The following is a 19,487-nucleotide window of genomic DNA, read 5'->3' on the forward strand; positions in this document are numbered from 1 at the left end:
TCATGCGTGTGTATTACGACCGCGATTGCGACATTAACCTGATCAAGGACATGAACGTGGCCATTCTCGGCTACGGCTCTCAGGGCCACGCCCACGCGCTGAACCTGCGCGATTCCGGCGCCAAGAACGTCGTCGTGGCGCTCCGCGAAGGCTCGGCATCGATTGCCAAGGCCGAAGGCGAAGGCCTGAAAACCATGGGCATCGCCGAAGCCGCAGCATGGGCCGACCTGATCATGTTCACCATGCCCGACGAGTTGCAGGCCGAAACCTACAAGAAATACGTGCACGACAACATCCGCGAGGGGGCTGCGATTGCCTTCGCCCACGGCCTGAACGTGCATTTCGGCCTGATTGAACCCAAAGCGGGCGTTGACGTTGTGATGATGGCGCCCAAAGGCCCCGGCCACACCGTGCGCGGCGAATATGTCAAAGGCGGCGGCGTGCCCTGCCTCGTGGCAGTCGACAATGACGCGAGCGGCCGTGCGCTCGAAATCGGTCTGTCCTACTGCTCCGCCATCGGCGGCGGCCGCTCGGGCATCATCGAAACCAACTTCCGCGAAGAATGCGAAACCGACCTCTTCGGCGAACAGGCCGTGCTCTGTGGTGGTCTGGTCGAGCTGATCCGCATGGGCTTCGAAACACTGGTCGAGGCGGGCTATGCCCCCGAGATGGCCTATTTCGAATGTCTGCACGAGGTGAAGCTGATCGTGGACCTGATCTATGAAGGCGGCATCGCCAACATGAACTACTCGATCTCGAACACGGCGGAATACGGCGAATATGTCTCCGGCCCGCGCGTGTTGCCCTATGACGAGACAAAGGCGCGGATGAAGGACATCCTGACCGACATCCAGACCGGCAAATTCGTGCGTGACTTCATGGGTGAAAACCAGGTCGGCCAGCCGTTCTTCAAAGGCACACGCCGCATCAACGACGCCCACCAGATCGAAGAAACGGGCGAAAAACTGCGCGCCATGATGCCATGGATTTCCGCAGGCAAGATGGTCGACAAGGCCAAGAACTGATTGAAATCACGCATCCGGGAAGGTCGCGGCAAACGCGGCCTTCCCTTTTTCGGTCAGGCGCATGGCCCGACTGTTTTGCACAGGGCACATCCAGCCTTGTTCCTGCATGACACTCAGCATGGCGCGCCCAAGGCTGCCCGCCAGATGGTTGCGCCGCTCGCTCCAGTCCAGGCATGACCGGCACAGCGGTGCCCGGGCGCGGCGCAACCCCGTCACATCGACACCAAATGCGCTGGCAAAGCCATGACCTTCTTGCGTCAGGTCCACATCCTCACCCGTTTCCCGCAACAGCCCGCGACCCAGCATGCTGCGATACATCTGCACGCCCATGCGCCCCGCCAGATGGTTGTAACAGACCCGTGCTTCCTGCATCTGCGCATCGCGCGGGCCCGTACGCACGCGTGTCGCACCACGACGGGCGGCAAGCCCCATCAGCGCCTCAAGCACGCCTGCCACATCGTCATCGGCCAGTTGAAAATACTTGTGCCGCCCCTGTTTGCGAGGACAGATCAGGTCTGCATCGCTGAGCTTGCTCAGGTGCCCGCTGGCCGTGGACAGGCCCACGCCCGCCTCGGTGGCCAGTTCAGACGCGGTCAGCGCTCGCCCGTCCATGAGGGCCGTCAGGATATTGGCGCGTGCCGGATCACCGATCAGCGCGGCGATCTGCGAGATGTCAGGCCCTTCTTTCATAGTTCGACCGTAACCGAAGCATCCGCGTCGCTCAACCGTTTAAAAAAGATGCAGCACAACACCGGAGACCCGACATGCTGACCTGCATCATCCAATACCAGATCGACCCGACCCAACGCGCCGCCTTTGCCGAATATGGCGCGCGCTGGGGCGAGGCCATTCCGCGCTGCGGCGCCGACCTTGTGGGCTATTTTGCACCGCACGAAGGGTCCTCGACCCTCGCTTATGGCATCTATCACATCGAAAACCTTGCCGCATACGAGGCCTACCGGGCGCGCCTGGCCGATGATCCCTTGGGGCGCGAGAATTACGCCTTTGCCCAGTCCCGAAAATTCATCCTCAAAGAGGACCGCACATGGCTCAAATCCGTGCATCGCTAGGGTGGATTTTCACCCCACCCGCTCTCCACCAAGTCCTAACGAATGGTAAATTCGCCTCTGTAACCCATTGATTTTTGGTGTCTCGGTGCATGTCCCTGCATGGGACACCGGTGGACAACTCCGCCCGGATCCGCCAAGACACGCCCAATTCAAAGGAAGGCAAACATGATCGCCGTCATCTTCGAAGTCTGGCCCAGGGACGGCCACCGCGCCGCCTATATGGAGCGTGCCGCAGCCCTCAAACACCACCTCGCCGACATCCCCGGCTTCATCTCGGTCGAGCGGTTTGAAAGCCTGATGGAGCCTGGCAAGCTGCTGTCCCTGTCCTTCTGGGAGAACGAGGCGGCGCTGGAACACTGGCGCAAACTGCCCGATCACCGCGCAGCACAAAGCGCGGGCCGAGACATCCATTTTGACGACTACCGCCTGCGCGTCGCCGGTGTGATGCGGGATTATGGCATGACGGCGCGGGATGAGGCCCCGGCAGACAGCAAGGCCGTGCATGACGGATAGGCCACAGATCACGTGGGTAAGCTGGCTGATGGTCGCCACGCTGGGCCTCACCTGGGGTGCGACCTTTCTGGTGACCGAAGTTGCGCTGGAGGGCATCACGCCCTTCTGGCTGGCCGCGTTTCGCATCGTTTTTGCCGTGACCCTCATGGTGCCGATCTGGCAGTGGCGCGGTGGCGCGTTGTTTTCCGCCCCGCCGCCGCGCAGCGCCAAACTCGCCATCATCGCCATCGGGGGTTTCAGCACCGCGATCCCTTTCATGTTGCTGGCCTGGGGCCAGCAATTCGTGACGGGGGGTTTTGCGGGCGTGTCGATGGCGTCCGTGGCCCTGATCGTACTGCCATTGGCCCATTTCCTCGTGCCCGGCGAGCGGCTGACATGGCGGCGCAGCCTTGGATTTTGCATCGGTTTTGTCGGGGTCTGCGTGCTGATCGGCGCGCAGGCCTTCGAAAGCTCGGGTGCGGCCTATGAAACCGCCGGGCGCATTGCCTGTGTTTCGGCGGCGTGCTGTTACGGGATCAGTTCGGTCCTGATGCGTCGGCTGCCCGCCATCGACCCGATCGGTCTGTCCACGGTTCTGCTGATCATCGCAGCAGCCATCACGGTTCCGATGGCCCTGATCAATGAAGGGCTGCCGCCCCTGCCCGATACGCAAACCCTTGCGGTCATTGCCTTTCTTGGGCTGATCCCGACGGCGGCGGCCAACATGCTGCGTGTGCTGGTGATCCGCAGCGCTGGCCCTGTGTTCATGTCACTCACGAACTATCAGGTGCCGTTGTGGTCGGTAATCATGGGCGCGCTCATTCTGGGTGAGCCGTTGCCATCCAGCCTGCTGCTCGCCATGACGCTGATCCTGATTGGCGTGGGCCTCAGCCAGTACGGCGCGCTCAAACGCTTGTTCAAAGGGGCGGGTTGAAACCCGCCTTACGGCGCTGCGCCCACGGCCTCTTCGACGGCGGCGACGACCTGATCGACACTGTGGTTCAGAATGCCCTCATCCTCGCTTTCGGCCATGACGCGGATCAGCGGCTCGGTCCCCGATTTGCGGATCAGCAACCGCCCGTTGCCCTGCAATCGCGCCTCGGCCTCGGCAATGGCGCTTTGCACCGACGCGATGTCGAGCGGTGCCTGACCCGCCGCATAGCGCACGTTCTTCAACAGCTGCGGCACAGGGTCAAACACGTGCATGACCTCGCTCGCTGGCGCTCCGCTTTCGACCATTGCAGCGAGGAATTGCAAGGCGGCCATCAGCCCGTCGCCGGTCGTGGCATAGTCCGTCATCACGATGTGACCGGATTGCTCGCCCCCAAGGTTGAACCCACCTGTACGCATGCGTTCCACCACATAGCGGTCGCCAACGGATGTGCGTTCCAACCCGACGCCCTTGCCCTGCAAGTACCGTTCAAGCCCGAGGTTGGACATGACTGTCGCCACCAGTGCGCCGCCCTTCAGCCGACCCTCCGACGCCCAACGGGCGGCCATCAGCCCCATGAACTGATCGCCGTCCCCAACGCGGCCATGTTCGTCCAGCAGGATCACGCGGTCCGCATCACCATCAAGGCAAATTCCCACATCCGCGCCATGTGCGACAACCGCCTCGGCCGCAGTCCGGGGGTGCATTGACCCGCACCCGTCATTGATGTTGTGCCCGTTTGGTGCGGTGCCCACAGGGATCACTGTCGCTCCCAGTTCCCACAACGCTTCCGGTGCCACGCGGTAGGCGGCCCCGTTCGCGCAATCGAGGACCACCTTCAACCCGTCCAGACGCATCTGGCGTGGAAAGGAGGATTTCACACGCTCCACGTAGCGATATCGCCCGTCATAGACGTGTTTGGCCCGCCCGATCTCTGATGCGGGCACCGGTTCGACACCACCCGCGACCAGTGCTTCGATCTCTGCCTCAGCAGCATCGCTCAGCTTGTATCCATCGGGTCCAAAGAACTTGATTCCGTTGTCATGGGCGTGGTTGTGGCTGGCCGAGATCATGACCCCCAGATCCGCGCGCATCGACCGCGTCAAAAGCCCGACCGCAGGTGTGGGCACCGGCCCCAGCAACAGCACGTTCATGCCTGTGCTGGTCAAACCCGCCGTCAGCGCATTTTCAAACATGTAGCCCGACAGGCGGGTGTCCTTGCCGATCACCACGCGGTGCACCAGAATCTCCGTCGCGGCGAAAATACCGCCCCACCGCAGCGCCGATGCGCAGCGCGGTTTCCGCCGTCATGGGCGACGTGTTGGCCGTGCCGCGCACGCCGTCGGTTCCGAAAAGTTTGCTCATGTCAGGGATGTGCCACAGCAGCCCGCCACAGCGCAATGGCCTGCGCGTGGTCTGCCACGTCATGGGCGCGGATGATTGCGACCCCTTGCGCGATGGCGGCCAGTGCCACGGCGATGGAGCCGGGTGCGCGGTCTGCCGCCTCTGGCGCGTTTCCGATGGTGCCAATGAACCGCTTGCGCGATGCACCCAAAAGGATCGGCACACCCAGCCCGTGAAACAGGCTGATCCGGTTCAGGATGGCAAGGTTATGGGCTTGCGTCTTGCCAAACCCGATGCCGGGATCGGCAGTGATCTGCGCGCGCGGGATGCCAAGGGCCACAAGCGCGTCGATACGTTCAGCCAATGCATCAAAAACATCCAGCAACACGTTGTCGTAGATCGGGTTTTTCTGCATCGTTTGCGGCTCACCCTGTGCGTGCATCACGCATATAGGCACGCCGCAGGCCGCACAAAGGGGCGCAAGATCAGGATCGAAGGTCAAGCCGGAGACGTCGTTCACCATGCTTGCCCCGGCCTCCAATGCAGCCTTTGCAACCTCTGCCTTGCGCGTGTCGATGGAAATCGGTGTCGCGACACCTGCGGCACGCAGTGCGGCGATCACCGGGGCCGTGCGCGCAATCTCTTCGTCGGCAGGCACAAGCGTGGCGCCGGGGCGCGTGGATTCACCGCCAATGTCGAGAATGTCGGCCCCTGCCGCGACCAGCGCACGCCCTTGGGCGACACCCGTGTCCAACGTGTCAAAGGCCCCGCCGTCGGAAAAACTGTCCGGCGTGGTGTTGAGAATACCCATGATCTGCGGCGCGGCACCGGGGCTGATGAAACGCGCGCGTTCGTCGTCGCTCAACTCGGTTGCGGGGATGATGCGGGATGGCGCTGTGCGCGACAAAACCTCCACATGGGTGAACCAGCACCATCCCATCTGCACGGCCCCGGGCGCTGGCACCGGACCCACCTGCATGAGTGGTCGCAGATAGCGCATCGCTAGATGGTGGCTTGTATGGCTGGCATGACGCGCAGCGCAACGGATGCCTGTTCCGGCGCCGTATCACCGATCACCAGCATTTCGCGCGCCTCGAAAGTGGCCGCAAACCACGAAGCCAAAGCGACAGCGTCAGCCCCTTTGGCCGATGGCCCGTCAACGGCATCAAGTACGATCTTGGACGGTGCCCAGACACAGATCTGACCGTTGCGCATGGCCCAATCAAGCTCCGTGCGCGTGTCCACCACCTTGCAGCGGGCATCGCGCGCGGCCAGCACCCACGCGTTCTGTTCGATGGCAAGCAGATCAATACGGCGCTGCGCCAGCGGGTGGCTGGCCACCGGGGCGGCTGCCTCTGCCGGGCCGACGCAAAAAATCAACGGGCGGCCCATCGCCTCAAGCTGGTCGATCCATGCCCCCAGATGGGGCGACGCAATCGCGGCATTCGAGAGGTATACAAGTTCGGGGTGCAGCGCGTCTTCTTCGGCCAGCGCCTCGACAGGGCGGACGGTGCCCCGGCTGCGCACAATTTCAACGCCCAAAGCACCGGGGCCGCGATCCAGCTTTTCGATGCGCACAAAGACGCGCATGGCCTGCGGTTCCAGCAGAATGCGGTCCGCCACGCGTTCTGCCAATGTCTCAAGCAGGTTCAGACGCTCGTCCGACAACTCATAGGCAATCGCCTCGGTCACCTTGTCGTAGCTGAGGATACGGTCGACATCGTCGTCGATGGGCCCGGTCAGCGGGCGCACTTCGACAACCACGTTGCAGCAGATGCGCTGGGTGACACCGCGTTCGGCCTGGAACGCGCCGATTTCAACATCCACGACATGATCGCGCACCGAAATACGGTCAAGCGGCGCACTTGTGGCCGTGGCCTCGGAACGTTCGGATGGGTGCGAGAACGCAAGGCGGATATCAGAGGCCATGTCAAAGGTGCCTTTGCAGCGAGGGTCAGAGCCGCCGTTCTAGCGCCCACATCGGCCACAGGACAGGGGTAAACACGCCGCCCCCGCGTCGAAAAACGTCAGATCGCGCTAGTTCGTGGCCGTGCGATAGGTGTGGCGGTAAAAGACATGCACGCCAATGGCTGCCGTTTTGCTGTAAACGCGCGACCATTTCGGGTTCACCGCAGTCGTGTGATAGTGCGTGGCACCGCTCGTCAGCGCGGGTGCGCGTCCATCGATCACGGCGCGGGCCACTTTGCCGACATTTTCGTAAGCCGCCTTTTCGCGGATCGTGTCGGGGTTGCCATCGCAGGTGTAGGTGAACTGGCACTGGTACTTGCGCCCCGTTCCCTGATTGATCACCGCACAGATGTTGTCGGGAAAGCGCGAGCTTTTGACACGGTTCATGATCACTTCGGCCACAGCGAACTGGCCTTTCAGTGTTTCACCGCGCGCCTCGAAATACAGCGCCTCTGTCAGACAGGCCCAGTTGGCCTGGCCCGTGGGCGCGGGCTGTGTGTCGAGCCAGCTGCGGGAAAAGGAAACCTCGGTTGCATTTTCGGGCGCGGTCAGCAGACCGGAAAACCGGGACATCGGTACGGAACTCAATCCGCGCGCCTCTGCTTTGCGTACTGCGCTGCTGGCATCGGTGCTTGGTGCTTCGGCAGACAGGCTTGTCGCCAAAGCGAGGCTTGCCGCCACCATGATGGCGGATTTCATAATGAAACGCATAAAAGTGACCCCCAGGATCGTAAGAACATCGGGGCATCTAGCTAAAAATTAATCGATCGTCCAGTTTTGCGGCACGAGATCAGCGGGAATGCGCCCTGCCGTCGGACTTTTGCGGTGGTTTTTGGGGCCCACACGCACGCCGCAAATACCTGTTATTGCTGAGCAATCTGACTGGAGATCGCCAATTGCGCCGCAGCGAGCCGGGCCACTGGCACGCGAAACGGGGAACAGGAAACATAGTCAAAACCCGCATCACGACAAAAGGCAATTGATTCGGGGTTGCCGCCATGTTCGCCGCAAATCGACAGGGTGATGTCGGGGCGCGACGCCCGTCCCCGCTCAGAGCCGAGTTTGAGCAACTCGCCCACCCCGTCGATGTCGAGCGAGTGAAACGGGTCTTCAACGAACACCTCTTGACGCACATAGTCCGACATGAACCGCCCCGCATCATCGCGGCTGAGACCGTATGTCATCTGCGTGAGGTCGTTGGTGCCGAAGCTGAGAAAGCTGCAATGCTGCGCGATGTCACCTGCACGCAGGGCCGCACGCGGCGTTTCCACCATCACCCCGAGGCGATAGGTGAAATCGACACCGGTTTCCGCCGTCACAGCAGCCGCAATGGCATCGACATTGGTGCGCACCAGTTCGACTTCGCGCTTGGCACTGACCAGCGGGATCATGATTTCAGGCACGACCGGTGCCTTGTCGCGGCTGGCAAAAACGGCGGCCTGAAAGATGGCGCGCGCCTGCATTTCGTAGATTTCCGGCACAGTCACGCCAAGCCGCACGCCGCGCAGGCCAAGCATGGGATTGTATTCCATCATCGCCTCGATCCGGCGCGTCACGTCTGACAGCGGCAGATCAAGAGCGTCGGCCAATTCGCTTTGACCCGTGCGGTCCGTGGGCAGGAATTCGTGCAAGGGCGGATCAAACAGGCGGATACAGACCGGCTGACCCTCCATGATCTCGAACAGCTGAATAAAATCAGTGCGCTGCATAGGCAGCAGACGTTGCAAGACGGCCCGCCGGTCATCGCCGGATTCGGCAAAGATCATCTCGCGCATGACCGTCAGGCGGCCCGCCTCGAAGAACATGTGCTCCGTGCGGCATAGGCCGATGCCTTGGGCGGCAAAGTTGCGCGCAGTCTGCGCGTCTGCGGGGGTGTCGGCATTGGCGCGGATGTCGATGTCGCGCGCGGCATCCGCCCACTCCATCAAATCCTGAAATGCGTCATCCAAAGCGGCCTCTTGCATCTCTGTCGCGCCCAGCAGGATGGTGCCGTTGGTGCCATCTACTGTAACGACTTCGCCTGCTGGAATGACGCGGCCATCCTTGGTGACCAACTGCCCTTTGCGGGTCTGAAACCGGATGTCGCTGACCCCGACAACACAGGGCAGACCAATGCCACGACCGATCACCGCCGCATGGCTGGTGATGCCGCCGCGTTCGGTGATCACGGCCTTGGCTGCGTGCATGCCACGGATGTCTTCGGGCGAGGTTTCGCGGCGCACAAGGATACAGTCCTCGTCCCGCGCAGCACTGGCCTGCGCCTCATTCGCCGAAAACACCAGTTTGCCCGTCGCAGCCCCCGGGCTGGCGGCAATGCCGGAGCCAAGCAGTTCACGTTTGGCGTGCCGGTCGATCTGGCGGTGCAGCAATTCGTTGAGCGCATTGGGTTCGATGCGCATCAATGCCTCTTCGCGCGGAATGATCCCGTCACGTGCCAGTTGCACCGCGATGCGCACCGTTGCACGAGACGAGCGGGAAACCCGCACACCGTCAAGAATACGCAACTGACCGTTTTCAATGGCAAATTCGACCTGCATCTCTTCGCGCAGCTTTTCGCGCATCAACTTGGCATGATCGACCAGTTGGGCAAAACAGTCCGGCACGGTTTCTTCCAGCGACGCACCGCGGGGATCGCGGCTGATGTAGAGGCTGTCGGCGTCACGTGCCAGCGCATCGCGGCCCTGGCTTTGGCGCAGGTAGCGCCCGGTGATCTGCGGCATCCCCGTTTTGGAGGACACCAGTTGCAGCACACCCGACCCGCTTTCGCCCTGCCCGACGCCAAAGGCCATCTGCTGCACAACGAGGCCAAGGCCCGCATCCAGCGGCGCACCCTTGGCCTGACGCAACAGGCGGGCGGATGTGCCCTCCCACGCGCGGGCCATGGATTTGAGCACGCCGGCCAGTTGTTCAGCGCGGGTGGCGGGGAACGGCGTTTCGGTTTCGGCCTCATAAGCCTTGAGGACTTCGGCGAGGGCCGCCGGACCTTCGCCGGTGATGTCGTCAAACATATCCGGGTCCAGACGGTCCACGTGGATCGCGTAGCTTTGGACAAAGCGGGTGAACAGTGCCGCGGCAGAGCCGGGCCCGAGGGTGCCGCACAGGATTTCGTAGCGGGCATCGTTCATGCCGATGTTGAGGATGGCCGACGGCCCGCCCCAATCGGGGTCTTCGGAAGACGGGCGCACGCACAAGAGCGCGTCTTGCGGGAACTGTCGCAGGATGGCGTCGATGTCGGGCAAATGGCCGCTGGCAATGTGGTGCACCGCATTGAAGGACAGCGCCACGGTTGTCGGGACAGGCAGGGCCAATCGCGCCAGTCGTTGCAGGCATTTTGCACGCCCCCCATGGGTGGCCGTGGTGATCGGCGCATCGGTGGTCACGAGGGTCGTATCGGGATTATTCTGCACTGCGGCGTTCCTCTCGCGGCGCAGCATAGAGTGTAAACTTGATGTGACAAGAGGGCGCGGATCGGCTGCGCCTGCGGCGGGCGGGTTGGGGGCTCTGCCCCCCGGCGCTGACGCGCCTCCCCCGGAGTTTTTCTGGCGAGATGAAGTCCGGATCAGCCTTCGATTCTGGTCAGGTCCGCGACCGAGAGACACAGGGTGCGGACGCGGCTGAGCAGGTTGAGCCGGTTGCGCCGCAGGGTCTGGTTGTCGGTGTTGATCTGCGTGGCCTCGAAAAAAGCGTCGATGGGCGTGCGCAGAGATGCCATGGCGGACATGGCTGTGGTGAAGTCCTCGGTCGCCATGGCGGGGGTGATTTGCGCCTCGGCGGCGTCGAGGGCCGCAAACAGCGCGCGTTCTTCGTCGGTTTCGGCGAATTTGGGGTCTGCGCCGTATGAGTATTCGACGCCGTCGGCTTCTTCGGCTTGCGTGAGGATATTATTGGCGCGTTTGAAGCCCTGGATGAGGTTTTGGCCGTCGTCGGTTTTGAGCGTTTCGGAGAGCGCTTGGGCCCGTTTGACCAGCAGGGTGAGGTCGTCGTTCTGGGGCATGGCGATGCAGGCGTCGATGATGTCGTGGCGGATGCCCTGGTCGCGGAGGTAAACTTTTAGGCGGTCGTGGAAGAAAGACAGCAAGCGACTTGCGGGGCCCGGAATGTCCGAACGTACAGGCGTCACTTCCACGCTGTCATCCATGTTTTCTTTGGCTTGCGCGATCGTTAAACCAGTCTGGTCTGTATAGTCTCGAGCGGCTCGATCTTCAGCACTATCGGCAAGTGCGTCAAATTGATCCGTCATCTGATGGAATGCTAAATCAATTGCGTCATCAATCAGTGCGAGGCGGATACTATTCTCCAAAATCAAACGAGAAACTCCCAATGCGGCACGACGTAGCGCATAGGGGTCTTTGCTGCCGGTAGGCGTCTCATTAATCGCCCAAAAGGCAGTCAGAGTATCCAACTTGTCCGCCAGCGCCACGGCCACCGACACCGGCCCAGTGGGCACTTCGTCGGATGGACCCAGCGGGGAATAGTGTTCTTCGCAGGCCTCGGGCACGCCGTCGTCGTGACCTGCGGCGGCGGCGTAATACCGCCCCATCAATCCCTGCAATTCCGGGAATTCATAGACCATTTCCGAAGCCAGATCGGCCTTGGCCACGCGCGCGGCCTCTGCTGCCAGATCTGGTTTTGCACCGACCATGGGGGCAAGCTCGCGCGCGAGCGCTTCGATGCGGGCCACCCGGTCGGCCTGACTGCCCAGCTTGTTGTGGAAGGTGACGTCGGCCAATGGCTTGGCCATGCCTTCAAGTCCCACATCACGAACGGTGCGCAAGTCATTCTCCCAAAAGAATTTTGCGTCTGCCAGCCGTGCGCTCAGCACCTTTTCGTTGCCTGCGAGGATCGTCGCCCCATTGTCGGCGGTTTCGCGGTTGGCGACCGTGATGAACCGTTCGATCCGCCCCGTCTTGGGATTGCGCACAGAGAAGAATTTCTGGTGCTCTTTCATCGAAGTTTGCAGCACTTCGGGCGGCAGGTCGAGGAAGTCCTCGCCAATCCTGCCCATCAGCACAACGGGCCATTCGACCAGACCTGCAACTCCGGCCAGCAGGCCCGCATCCTCGACCACTTCCAACCCACTGGCAAAAGCGTTGTTTGTTGCCTCTTGCCAGATCGCGTCGGCCCGTTCGGATGCGTCCAGAACCACGTGCGCGCGCTTGAGCTTGGCGCTGTAATCCTCGAAAGACGTGACAGAAATCCGCGCGGGCGCCATGAAGCGATGGCCGTGCGTGACATCGCCCGCCGCAATGCCATCGACGCTCAGGGACACGACCTCGTGCCCGGCCTCGTCCGACAGAATGCACAGGATCGATTGCAGCGGGCGCACCCAGCGCAGGCTGCCCGCCCCCAGCGCATCGACTTGGGCCATGGGAAATTGCGGATCGTGGCTTCCAGCACTTCGGCGATGATGTCCGCCGCCGGGCGGCCCGGTTTTTCGATCACGGCAAACAGCACGGGGCCTTTTGGTGTGTCGCGCTCCTCAACTTGATCACGGGTCAGACCCGCGCCGCGCAGGAACCCTTCGATCGCCTTTTCCGGGGCATCGGCTTTGGGCCCTTTGCGCTCTTCGCGTGTGGTGGGGGAGTTGGCCAATACCCCCTCGACAGTGAGGGTCAGACGGCGCGGCGTGGAAAAGGCGGCAGCCGAGGCATAGGTCAGCCCCGCCTCGACCAGACCGTTGGTGACCAGCTTTTGCAGATCCTGCGCTGCACGGGTCTGCATGCGCGCGGGGATTTCTTCGGAGAAGAGTTCGATCAGAAGATCAGGCATTATTCATTTTCCAGATTTGGCCGTCTCGGGCATTTTTCGCCCACGATGGTCCCGTCATAGGCTTTTTCGCCGCAATCGTTGAGTTCGTGCCAGATATAGCCGCGCCCGTCCTCGGTGATGGCCACGATCCGGTCGACGCCGAATTCCACGTTCTTCTGGCCCAGAAACGGCAGGGCGGTGCCTGCGTCGAGTTCTGCGGCAATCGCTTCGGCGTCAAAGCAGTCAAACCAGTGCGGGGCGTTGCGCGGTGTGACGTCATCAAGCCCGATGAAGGTTTCGGTCAGCAAAGACAGCGACATATCAGTGGTGAAACAGGCGCGGTAACGGATCGGAGAACTGTCCGCGTCAATTGCCTCGAAGCTGTTGACGCTGATGGGTTCGGGCATATCGGATACGACCGAGACAAGACGCACCTCGGCCTCGTCAGCGCTGACCGGATCGTAGAATCCATAAACCTGAAGGTAGTAGAGGGCGATGCCGCCAATCAGTGAGCCTATCAAGATGATCAGTCCAATCAGTTTGCCGCTCATCCCGCGTCCTCGCCCAGACAGATGACATTGCCATCCGGGTCGGTAACTTCGGCCTCGCGCATGCCGTATTCGGTGACTACGGGGCCGGTATGCGTGCCGCCGGCCTCAGCAATCTGTGCCAGTCGTGCATCCAGATCCTGCGGATAGAGGTAGACGCGCCAGCGTTTGTACTCCGCCTCCGGACCGTCCCAAGCCATCAGGAAAACCTGTGCCGCCCCAGCCCGCAATATCCCGAATCCCACAATCGGCTCGCCAGCCTCTTCCATGACTTCAAAGCCAAGGATGTCGGTGTAAAACGCGCGGGCGCGCTGATAGTCGGACACGCGCAGTACCGGGGTGGCGTTCGTGTAGCTCATGCCGCTGTCTCCGGTTGCCAGCCCCCGGCACGGGTCTGCACAAAGGCGTCAGCGCATTGCTTGGCGAGCGCACGCACCCGCCCGATATAGGCCTGCCGTTCGGTGACCGAGATCACGCCGCGCGCGTCCAGCAAGTTGAACATGTGCGAGGCTTTGATGCACTGGTCATAGGCGGGGTGCGCCATGATGATCCGCTTGCCGGTCTTGGGGTCCACATTTTCCTGTGCAAGGATCTTTTCGCATTCCGCCTCGGCCTCTTCAAACTGTTTGAGCAGCACGTCGGTGTTGGCCACGTCGAAATTCCAGCGGGCGTATTCCTCTTCGGTCTGTTTGAAGATGTCGCCATAGGTCAACGGAATCGGAGTTTGCGGATCGTTGAACGGCATGTCCATGACGTGATCGACGCCAAGGATGTACATCGCCAGCCGTTCCAGCCCATAGGTCAGCTCACCCGAAACAGGGTGGCAGTCGTGGCCGCCAACCTGTTGGAAATAGGTGAACTGTGACACTTCCATACCGTCACACCAGACTTCCCAGCCCAGACCCCATGCGCCCAGCGTCGGGCTTTCCCAATCATCCTCGACAAAGCGGATGTCGTGGAGCGCCATGTCCACGCCGATGGCTTCGAGCGAGCCGAGGTAGAGCTCTTGCAAATCCGGTGGGCTGGGTTTGATCAGCACCTGGTACTGGTAGTAATGCTGCAGCCGGTTCGGGTTCTCGCCATAGCGCCCGTCGGTGGGGCGGCGCGAGGGCTGCACATAGGCCGCGGCCCAGGCTTGGGTGCCGAGCGAACGCAGCGTCGTGGCCGGGTGGAACGTCCCTGCCCCGACTTCCATGTCATAGGGCTGCAAAATCGCACAGCCTTTGGACGCCCAGTAAGACTGCAATCTCAGGATGATTTCCTGAAACGAGCGGGGTGTATCGGGCGGGTTGGACATGGCACTTGGCCCCTTGATGGATGCGCGCCTTTCCTACGGCCCGCCCAAAGGGACGTCAATTGCGCGCAACGTCTCTTTTTTGGGGTATTCCCCCATTTTCATTGCGCGGTTTCCTGCTTATTCTGCACGCTAGGGAAAAACGGCATCAAGACCATCAAAGGGGATATCGGGTGATTTTCAGACGGATAGCGTTTGCGTGGGCGATGATCCTTGTGTGGTGCGGTGCAGGTATCGCGCAAGACAACGTGGTATGGGTACAGATCGAAGCGCAGCCGAGCCTGACCGAAGCCTCTGAGCGCGCGCGCATCTATGCCGCCGATCTGCCGGATGTGAACGGATTTGCACTGGGCGGCGGATGGTATGGCATCGCTCTTGGCCCCTACACGCGACAGGACGCCGAACAGGTGCTGCGCGTCTATCGCAACGAAGGGGTCATTCCCCGCGACAGCTATATCGCCCTTGGCACCAGTTTTCGCCAACAGTTCTGGCCGGTCGGTGCCAACGTCCTGGATCGCGGTGTGGTCGATGCCCCTGTGGACACACCCGTTGTCGCCACGCCAGAAGATCAGGCGGTGGTCGCAGAACCCGCCGTGATACCGCCTGCCCCACCCGCTCCGGATGAAACCCGTGCCGAGGCGCAGCGCAGCGAGCGCCTGTTGAGCCGCAGCGCACGTGAGGAGTTGCAGGTGATGCTCAAATGGGCGGGCGTCTATCCGGGTGCCATCGACGGTGCCTTTGGGCGCGGGACACGCGGCGCGATGTCGGCCTGGCAGGAACAGAAAGGCTTTGAGGTCACGGGCGTGCTGACAACCGGTCAGCGGGCCGCTCTGCTGCGCGATTACAACGCGGTTCTGGACGGTCTGGGGCTGGAAGTGGTGCGTGACGACACGGCGGGCATCGAAATGATGCTGCCCATGGATGTCGTTGCTTTCGAGAAATACGAATACCCCTTTGCCCATTACACCAAGGCGGGTGCTATCGACGCGCGCGTCCTGCTGATCTCGCAGGCGGGCGACCAGTCCACGCTGTTTGGTCTTTATGACATCATGCAGACCCTCGACATTGTGCCGCTGGATGGGCCGCGTGAGCGCAGTGATCGCTCCTTCGTGCTGGTGGGTGAGGACGCCACCCGTGTCTCCGAAACCCGGGTCACGTTGCAGGACGGGCAGATCAAGGGCTTTACCCTGATCTGGCCCGCAGGCGATGAAGAACGGCGCACGCGCCTGATGGCCGCGATGGACAAAAGCTTTGAGCGTCTTGCCGGTGTCATCCCGCCCAGCGCGACCACCGAAGAACAAGCCATTGATCTTGTGTCTGGCCTTGAGGTGCGCAAACCGCGCCTGTCACGCTCGGGCTTTTTCGTGGACCGCCGCGGGACTGTCATCACAACCTCCGAAGTTGTCGGCTCTTGCGGGCGGGTGACGCTGGACGAGGTGACAGAGGCCGATGTGGCCCTCGTGGATGATGCGCGCGGCGTCGCGGTTCTGACACCCACAACCGATCTGGCACCGCTGGCCGTGGCCCGGTTCAGCGATGTTACACCGCGCCTGCAATCGGAGGTCGCAACCTCAGGCTACAGCTTTGAGGGGGTGCTGGGCGCGCCTTCGATGACCTTTGGCACACTCAGCGATGTGCGCGGCCTGGGCGGTGAACAGGACGTTCTGCGGATCGAGATGGGCACCCTGCCCGGCGACGCGGGCGGACCCGTGCTGGACGCGGGCGGCGGTGTCTTGGGCATGTTGCTCCCTGAGGCCCAATCGGGCCGGGCCTTGCCGCAAGGCGTGCGCTTTGCGCTCGACCGAGGTGCCTTGCAGGGTGTGCTGGAACAGGCGGGCATGGCCGCTGCCGGGACAGACAGTGCGACACCCATCGACCCGGTGGATCTCACCGGTGAGGCCACCGGTATGACCGTGCTGGTCAGCTGCTGGGATTAGAAAACCGGGGCAATGGGGGCGTTGCCGCGCTTCCCTCTTGGTATTTCTGATCAGAAGGAACCTAAGCGCTGATCGCAGGGGTGAGGTAGATCAGGGTTGGGCCGTCTGCTGCGAAGGCGGCTTTGACCGTCTCTTGCATCTCTGTCAGCGTTTGCGGTGCGGCTGAGTAAGCCTCGAAAGCTTCGGCCAGTTTGCAGAAATCCGGGTTGCGCGCGACCACCGCGTTGGGCGCGATCTGGGCGCGCACCATCGAGATCCTCGATCTCGCCCAGCTTGGCATTGTCCCACAGGATGATTGGGATCGGCAGGCCCAGTTCCACCGCGACGCCCAGTTCGGCCATGGTATAGTGGAACCCGTAATCCCCGATGATCGCCATGGTGGGCAGGCCCTTGCGCGCCACAGCCCCGCCGATGGCTGCCGGTGTTGCATATCCCAGCGTGCCAAAGCCTGTGGGGTGGTGCCAGTGCCCGGGGCGGTCCATGTCCCAGACTTCCTTGGCGGTATAGGCCAGTTGGGTCATGTCGGAATAGATCATGGTGTCGGGCGGGACGGCGTCGCGCAGGGCATCGCAGACAGGAACGATGCCCGGGCGTACTGCGTCGATCTCAGCGCGCCAGCGGGCGCGCGTGCTAGCGATCTCCGTTTGGGACCATTGGCTGCTCATCGGTTTGACGCGTTGACGATTGGCCAGGCTGCGCAGCATTGCGGGCGCATCCGCAATAAAGCCCTCGCTGGCCCGATGACTGTCCTGCACAACCTCTGGGTCGCAATCTACGCGCACGAAATGCGCGGTGTGACCCAGCTGACTGCGCCACAGGTCCACCTCGGCCAGCTCGGTACCAAATGCGATGACCAGATCGCTTGAGGCGAGGATGTCCTGACTGCCCGCGCGCGACAGCCCGGCGCCAAAGTGCAGGGGCTGATCCGGCGCGACCAGACCGCGCCCGGCATAGGTGACAAAGGACGCAGCCTGCGTGATCTCAAGAAATCCCCTGATCCAATCGGCTGTTTTCCGGCTGTTCGGATCACCCACCATACCTCCGCCGAAGATCACAAGTGGGCGCTCTGCCTTGATCAGCAGGTTGCGTATGTGGTCCGCCTCTCCGCCCGATGTAAAGGACGGACGCACCGTGTCGGCGGACGGGGTGCGTGGCGCGTCAGGCGCAAGACCTTCGAGCAAAGCAATGGGCACCTGAATATGCTTGCTGCGCGGGCGCGTGGTTTCGAACTCGACCAGAGCGCGATCAATGAGCGCATAAGCCGCTTCGGCACTCCGCGCCTCTTCTGACCAGTCACAGACCGTCGCTGCCGCGCCGCGCTGATCCTTCATCTGGTGCAATTGCCCGCGCCGCGCCGCTGTCTCGTCCAGGCAGCTTGAAATCACCAGCAAAGGCACCGAATCCGAATAGGCCTGCCCCATCGGCGTCATGATGTTGCACAGCCCCGGCCCCGTGATCACGTAAGCCACCCCCGGCTTGCCGGTCGCGCGCGCATAGCCATCGGCCATGAACCCCGCCCCCTGTTCGTGACGCGCCAGCACATGGGTAATCCCGGCCTCTTCGATGCCGCGATACATTTCCTGATTGTGCACGCCCGGAATGCCAAAGATCACATCGACCCCGCGATCCTTGAGCATGTGCGAGATTTGGGCACCAAGGGGACGCTGCATTCAGGCTCTCCAGAAACCGACAGTGAAAATGACGTAGACGGCCATCAACTCAAGCCGCCCGATCAGCATCGCAGTGGCAAGCAGCCATTTGGCCGTGTCGTTGAGGCCCGCGAAGTTGCCCGCAGGCCCGATTTCACTGCCAAAGCCGGGGCCGACATTGGCAAGTGCCGTGGCCGCGCCCGACAGCGAGGTCACAAAATCAAGACCCGTCATCGCCAGCGCCACTGACAGCAAGCCCAAGGTCACTGTGAAAAACATGAAAAACGACATGACCGAGTTCAGGACATCATCGCCCACGGGCCGCCCGGCATAGCGCGGCGTAAAAATGCCGTGGGGGCTGCGGGTTTTCTGGAGTTGCGATTTGATCGAGGCAAACAAAAGCTGATAGCGGAACACCTTGATCGAACAGGCGGTCGAGCCCGCGCAGCCGCCGATCAGGCCGGTGAAAAACAGCACTGCAATCGCGAAACTGCCCCACTGGCCGTAATCTGCATTGGCATAGCCCGTGCCTGTCATCAGCGACACCGAATTGAACAGCGCAAAGCGCAGGGCCTCTTCGCCACTGGCATTGGCCTGCAACAGGTTCCAGCCGGTGATGAGGGCGGCAATGACAAAGGCGGTGATGAGAAAAACGTGGATCTGCGTGTCCCGCAGCAGGGGGCGTGCGGTCCCCGCACTCAGTTGCACAAAGCGCACAAACGGCAGGGCGGCCATGATCATGAACAGGCAGGCCACGTAAGACACCGGCGCCCCGAAGGCGGCAAAGGAGGCGTCGTAGTTGGCAAATCCTCCCGTCGCGATTGTCGTCATGGCATGCACCACCGCATCGAATGGACCCATCCCGGCGGAGACGTAAGCGAGGGCGCAGATCAGCGACAGACCGACATAGATGACCGAAATGCGGCTGGCAATCTCGGTCGCGCGAGGCAGGATTTTGCCAAAGGTATCAAACCCTTCGGTGCGGAAAATCTGCATGCCCCCAACCCGCAGTTCGGGCAGGAACACCATCGCGACAACAATGATGCCGATGCCCCCCAGCCATTGCAGGATACCGCGCCACAGCAACAGGCCGCGCGGCAGCGCTTCAAGCCCGGAAAAGACGGTGGAGCCAGTGGTTGTCAGCCCCGACATCGCCTCGAAAAACGCATCGACAAAGCGGGCCTCGGTCGCGCCCAGATAGAAGGGCAAGGCCCCGAAGATGGGCAGCGCCAGCCAGACGCCCGTGGTCAGAAGAAAGGTCTGCTGGATCGTCAGGCCTTCCTTGACGCTGTTGGAACAACTCAGCGCGATCACCCCGCCAATCACGAAGGTGATGATGCCGCTTTCGGCAAAGACCGCCCAATGGCCGTTGCCATCCGCGATATCCATCACCATCGGCACCATCATCGCGGTGCCAAGCATCGCGACAAGCAGTCCGATCACGTATCCAACAGGGCGCAAGTCTAACATTGCGCCCAGCG

Annotated in this window: 14 protein-coding genes and 3 pseudogenes; 5 read left to right on the plus strand and 12 right to left on the minus strand. The window is 62.1% G+C overall.

The genetic code is table 11. From position 1 onward, the window contains the following. Nucleotides 1-2 precede the first annotated feature (2 nt). Nucleotides 3-1,025 carry a ketol-acid reductoisomerase gene (gene ilvC, locus ACERZ8_RS19075; protein ID WP_407593745.1) on the plus strand — a complete coding sequence of 341 codons (1,023 nt, stop codon included), beginning with the start codon at nt 3-5 and terminating at the stop codon, nt 1,023-1,025. 6 nt (nt 1,026-1,031) lie between these two features. Here the strand turns inward: ilvC and ACERZ8_RS19080 are convergent, their stop codons facing one another. After that, nucleotides 1,032-1,715: an ArsR/SmtB family transcription factor gene (locus ACERZ8_RS19080; protein ID WP_407593746.1), complete on the minus strand. Its 684-nt coding sequence runs from the start codon at nt 1,713-1,715 to the stop codon at nt 1,032-1,034. 74 nt (nt 1,716-1,789) lie between these two features. Here ACERZ8_RS19080 and ACERZ8_RS19085 point away from each other — a divergent pair, with 74 nt between their 5' ends. The 3 genes from ACERZ8_RS19085 to ACERZ8_RS19095 all read left to right on the plus strand — a co-directional run bounded on the left by ACERZ8_RS19085 (nt 1,790) and on the right by ACERZ8_RS19095 (nt 3,521). After that, a complete protein-coding gene (locus ACERZ8_RS19085) occupies nt 1,790-2,095 on the plus strand; it encodes an NIPSNAP family protein (RefSeq protein WP_407593747.1) in 306 nt (101 codons plus the stop codon). Between the two features lie 165 nt (nt 2,096-2,260). Then, the gene (locus ACERZ8_RS19090; RefSeq protein ID WP_407593748.1) at nt 2,261-2,608 is read left to right on the plus strand and encodes an antibiotic biosynthesis monooxygenase family protein; all 348 of its coding nucleotides are present in this window, start codon (nt 2,261-2,263) and stop codon (nt 2,606-2,608) included. Then, entirely contained in the window at nt 2,598-3,521 is a 924-nt protein-coding gene (locus tag ACERZ8_RS19095) for a DMT family transporter (RefSeq protein ID WP_407593749.1), read from the plus strand. Before ACERZ8_RS19090 ends, ACERZ8_RS19095 begins: the two co-directional genes overlap by 11 nt. An 8-nt stretch (nt 3,522-3,529) precedes the next feature. Here the strand turns inward: ACERZ8_RS19095 and glmM are convergent. The 9 genes and pseudogenes from glmM to ACERZ8_RS19140 all read right to left on the minus strand — a co-directional run bounded on the left by glmM (nt 3,530) and on the right by ACERZ8_RS19140 (nt 14,423). Beyond that, nucleotides 3,530-4,883 (minus strand): annotated as a pseudogene (gene glmM, locus ACERZ8_RS19100) (phosphoglucosamine mutase). A gap of 1 nt (nt 4,884) precedes the next feature. Then, nucleotides 4,885-5,862, minus strand: coding sequence for a dihydropteroate synthase (gene folP, locus ACERZ8_RS19105; protein WP_407593750.1), 978 nt, complete (start codon nt 5,860-5,862; stop codon nt 4,885-4,887). 2 nt (nt 5,863-5,864) lie between these two features. Further along, a complete protein-coding gene (locus ACERZ8_RS19110) occupies nt 5,865-6,791 on the minus strand; it encodes a dihydroneopterin aldolase (RefSeq protein ID WP_407593751.1) in 927 nt (308 codons plus the stop codon). A 108-nt stretch (nt 6,792-6,899) separates the two neighbouring features. Beyond that, nucleotides 6,900-7,529, minus strand: coding sequence for a cell wall hydrolase (locus tag ACERZ8_RS19115; protein ID WP_407593752.1), 630 nt, complete (start codon nt 7,527-7,529; stop codon nt 6,900-6,902). Between the two features lie 164 nt (nt 7,530-7,693). Further along, complete coding sequence (locus ACERZ8_RS19120) at nt 7,694-10,264, minus strand: putative PEP-binding protein (protein WP_407593753.1); 2,571 nt, start codon at nt 10,262-10,264, stop codon at nt 7,694-7,696. Between the two features lie 125 nt (nt 10,265-10,389). Further along, nucleotides 10,390-12,599, minus strand: a pseudogene (gene glyS, locus ACERZ8_RS19125) (glycine--tRNA ligase subunit beta). After that, nucleotides 12,599-13,129 (minus strand): DUF6446 family protein, encoded by a 531-nt coding sequence (locus ACERZ8_RS19130; RefSeq protein WP_407593754.1) that lies wholly within the window; start codon nt 13,127-13,129, stop codon nt 12,599-12,601. Before ACERZ8_RS19130 ends, glyS begins: the two are co-directional and overlap by 1 nt. After that, on the minus strand, nt 13,126-13,485 hold the full coding sequence (locus ACERZ8_RS19135; protein ID WP_407593755.1) for a VOC family protein: 360 nt from the start codon (nt 13,483-13,485) through the stop codon (nt 13,126-13,128). The genes ACERZ8_RS19130 and ACERZ8_RS19135 overlap by 4 nt, the downstream gene beginning before the upstream one ends. Next, nucleotides 13,482-14,423 carry a glycine--tRNA ligase subunit alpha gene (locus ACERZ8_RS19140; protein WP_407593756.1) on the minus strand — a complete coding sequence of 314 codons (942 nt, stop codon included), beginning with the start codon at nt 14,421-14,423 and terminating at the stop codon, nt 13,482-13,484. Before ACERZ8_RS19140 ends, ACERZ8_RS19135 begins: the two co-directional genes overlap by 4 nt. 203 nt (nt 14,424-14,626) lie before the next feature. Here ACERZ8_RS19140 and ACERZ8_RS19145 point away from each other — a divergent pair, with 203 nt between their 5' ends. After that, entirely contained in the window at nt 14,627-16,357 is a 1,731-nt protein-coding gene (locus ACERZ8_RS19145; protein ID WP_407593757.1) for a serine protease, read from the plus strand. A gap of 61 nt (nt 16,358-16,418) precedes the next feature. Here ACERZ8_RS19145 and ACERZ8_RS19150 read toward each other — a convergent pair. After that, a pseudogene (locus tag ACERZ8_RS19150) lies at nt 16,419-17,994 on the minus strand (thiamine pyrophosphate-binding protein). A gap of 33 nt (nt 17,995-18,027) precedes the next feature. Further along, on the minus strand, nt 18,028-19,476 hold the full coding sequence (locus ACERZ8_RS19155; RefSeq protein WP_407593758.1) for a TrkH family potassium uptake protein: 1,449 nt from the start codon (nt 19,474-19,476) through the stop codon (nt 18,028-18,030). Between the last annotated feature and the right edge of the window lie 11 nt (nt 19,477-19,487).

The organism is Tateyamaria armeniaca (assembly GCF_045797845.1).
GTDB classification, from domain to species: Bacteria; Pseudomonadota; Alphaproteobacteria; order Rhodobacterales; family Rhodobacteraceae; genus Tateyamaria; species Tateyamaria armeniaca.

Bases quoted from the DNA above. Each gene is read 5' to 3' on its own strand.
- ACERZ8_RS19115 (WP_407593752.1), bottom strand. From the start codon at position 7,529: ATGAAATCCGCCATCATGGTGGCGGCAAGCCTCGCTTTGGCGACAAGC.
- folP (WP_407593750.1), bottom strand. From the start codon at position 5,862: ATGCGCTATCTGCGACCACTCATGCAGGTGGGTCCGGTGCCAGCGCCC.
- ACERZ8_RS19095 (WP_407593749.1), top strand. From the start codon at position 2,598: ATGACGGATAGGCCACAGATCACGTGGGTAAGCTGGCTGATGGTCGCC.
- ACERZ8_RS19155 (WP_407593758.1), bottom strand. From the start codon at position 19,476: ATGTTAGACTTGCGCCCTGTTGGATACGTGATCGGACTGCTTGTCGCG.
- ACERZ8_RS19135 (WP_407593755.1), bottom strand. From the start codon at position 13,485: ATGAGCTACACGAACGCCACCCCGGTACTGCGCGTGTCCGACTATCAG.
- ACERZ8_RS19120 (WP_407593753.1), bottom strand. From the start codon at position 10,264: ATGCTGCGCCGCGAGAGGAACGCCGCAGTGCAGAATAATCCCGATACG.
- ACERZ8_RS19080 (WP_407593746.1), bottom strand. From the start codon at position 1,715: ATGAAAGAAGGGCCTGACATCTCGCAGATCGCCGCGCTGATCGGTGAT.
- ACERZ8_RS19140 (WP_407593756.1), bottom strand. From the start codon at position 14,423: ATGTCCAACCCGCCCGATACACCCCGCTCGTTTCAGGAAATCATCCTG.
- ilvC (WP_407593745.1), top strand. From the start codon at position 3: ATGCGTGTGTATTACGACCGCGATTGCGACATTAACCTGATCAAGGAC.
- ACERZ8_RS19110 (WP_407593751.1), bottom strand. From the start codon at position 6,791: ATGGCCTCTGATATCCGCCTTGCGTTCTCGCACCCATCCGAACGTTCC.
- ACERZ8_RS19090 (WP_407593748.1), top strand. From the start codon at position 2,261: ATGATCGCCGTCATCTTCGAAGTCTGGCCCAGGGACGGCCACCGCGCC.
- ACERZ8_RS19130 (WP_407593754.1), bottom strand. From the start codon at position 13,129: ATGAGCGGCAAACTGATTGGACTGATCATCTTGATAGGCTCACTGATT.
- ACERZ8_RS19085 (WP_407593747.1), top strand. From the start codon at position 1,790: ATGCTGACCTGCATCATCCAATACCAGATCGACCCGACCCAACGCGCC.
- ACERZ8_RS19145 (WP_407593757.1), top strand. From the start codon at position 14,627: ATGATCCTTGTGTGGTGCGGTGCAGGTATCGCGCAAGACAACGTGGTA.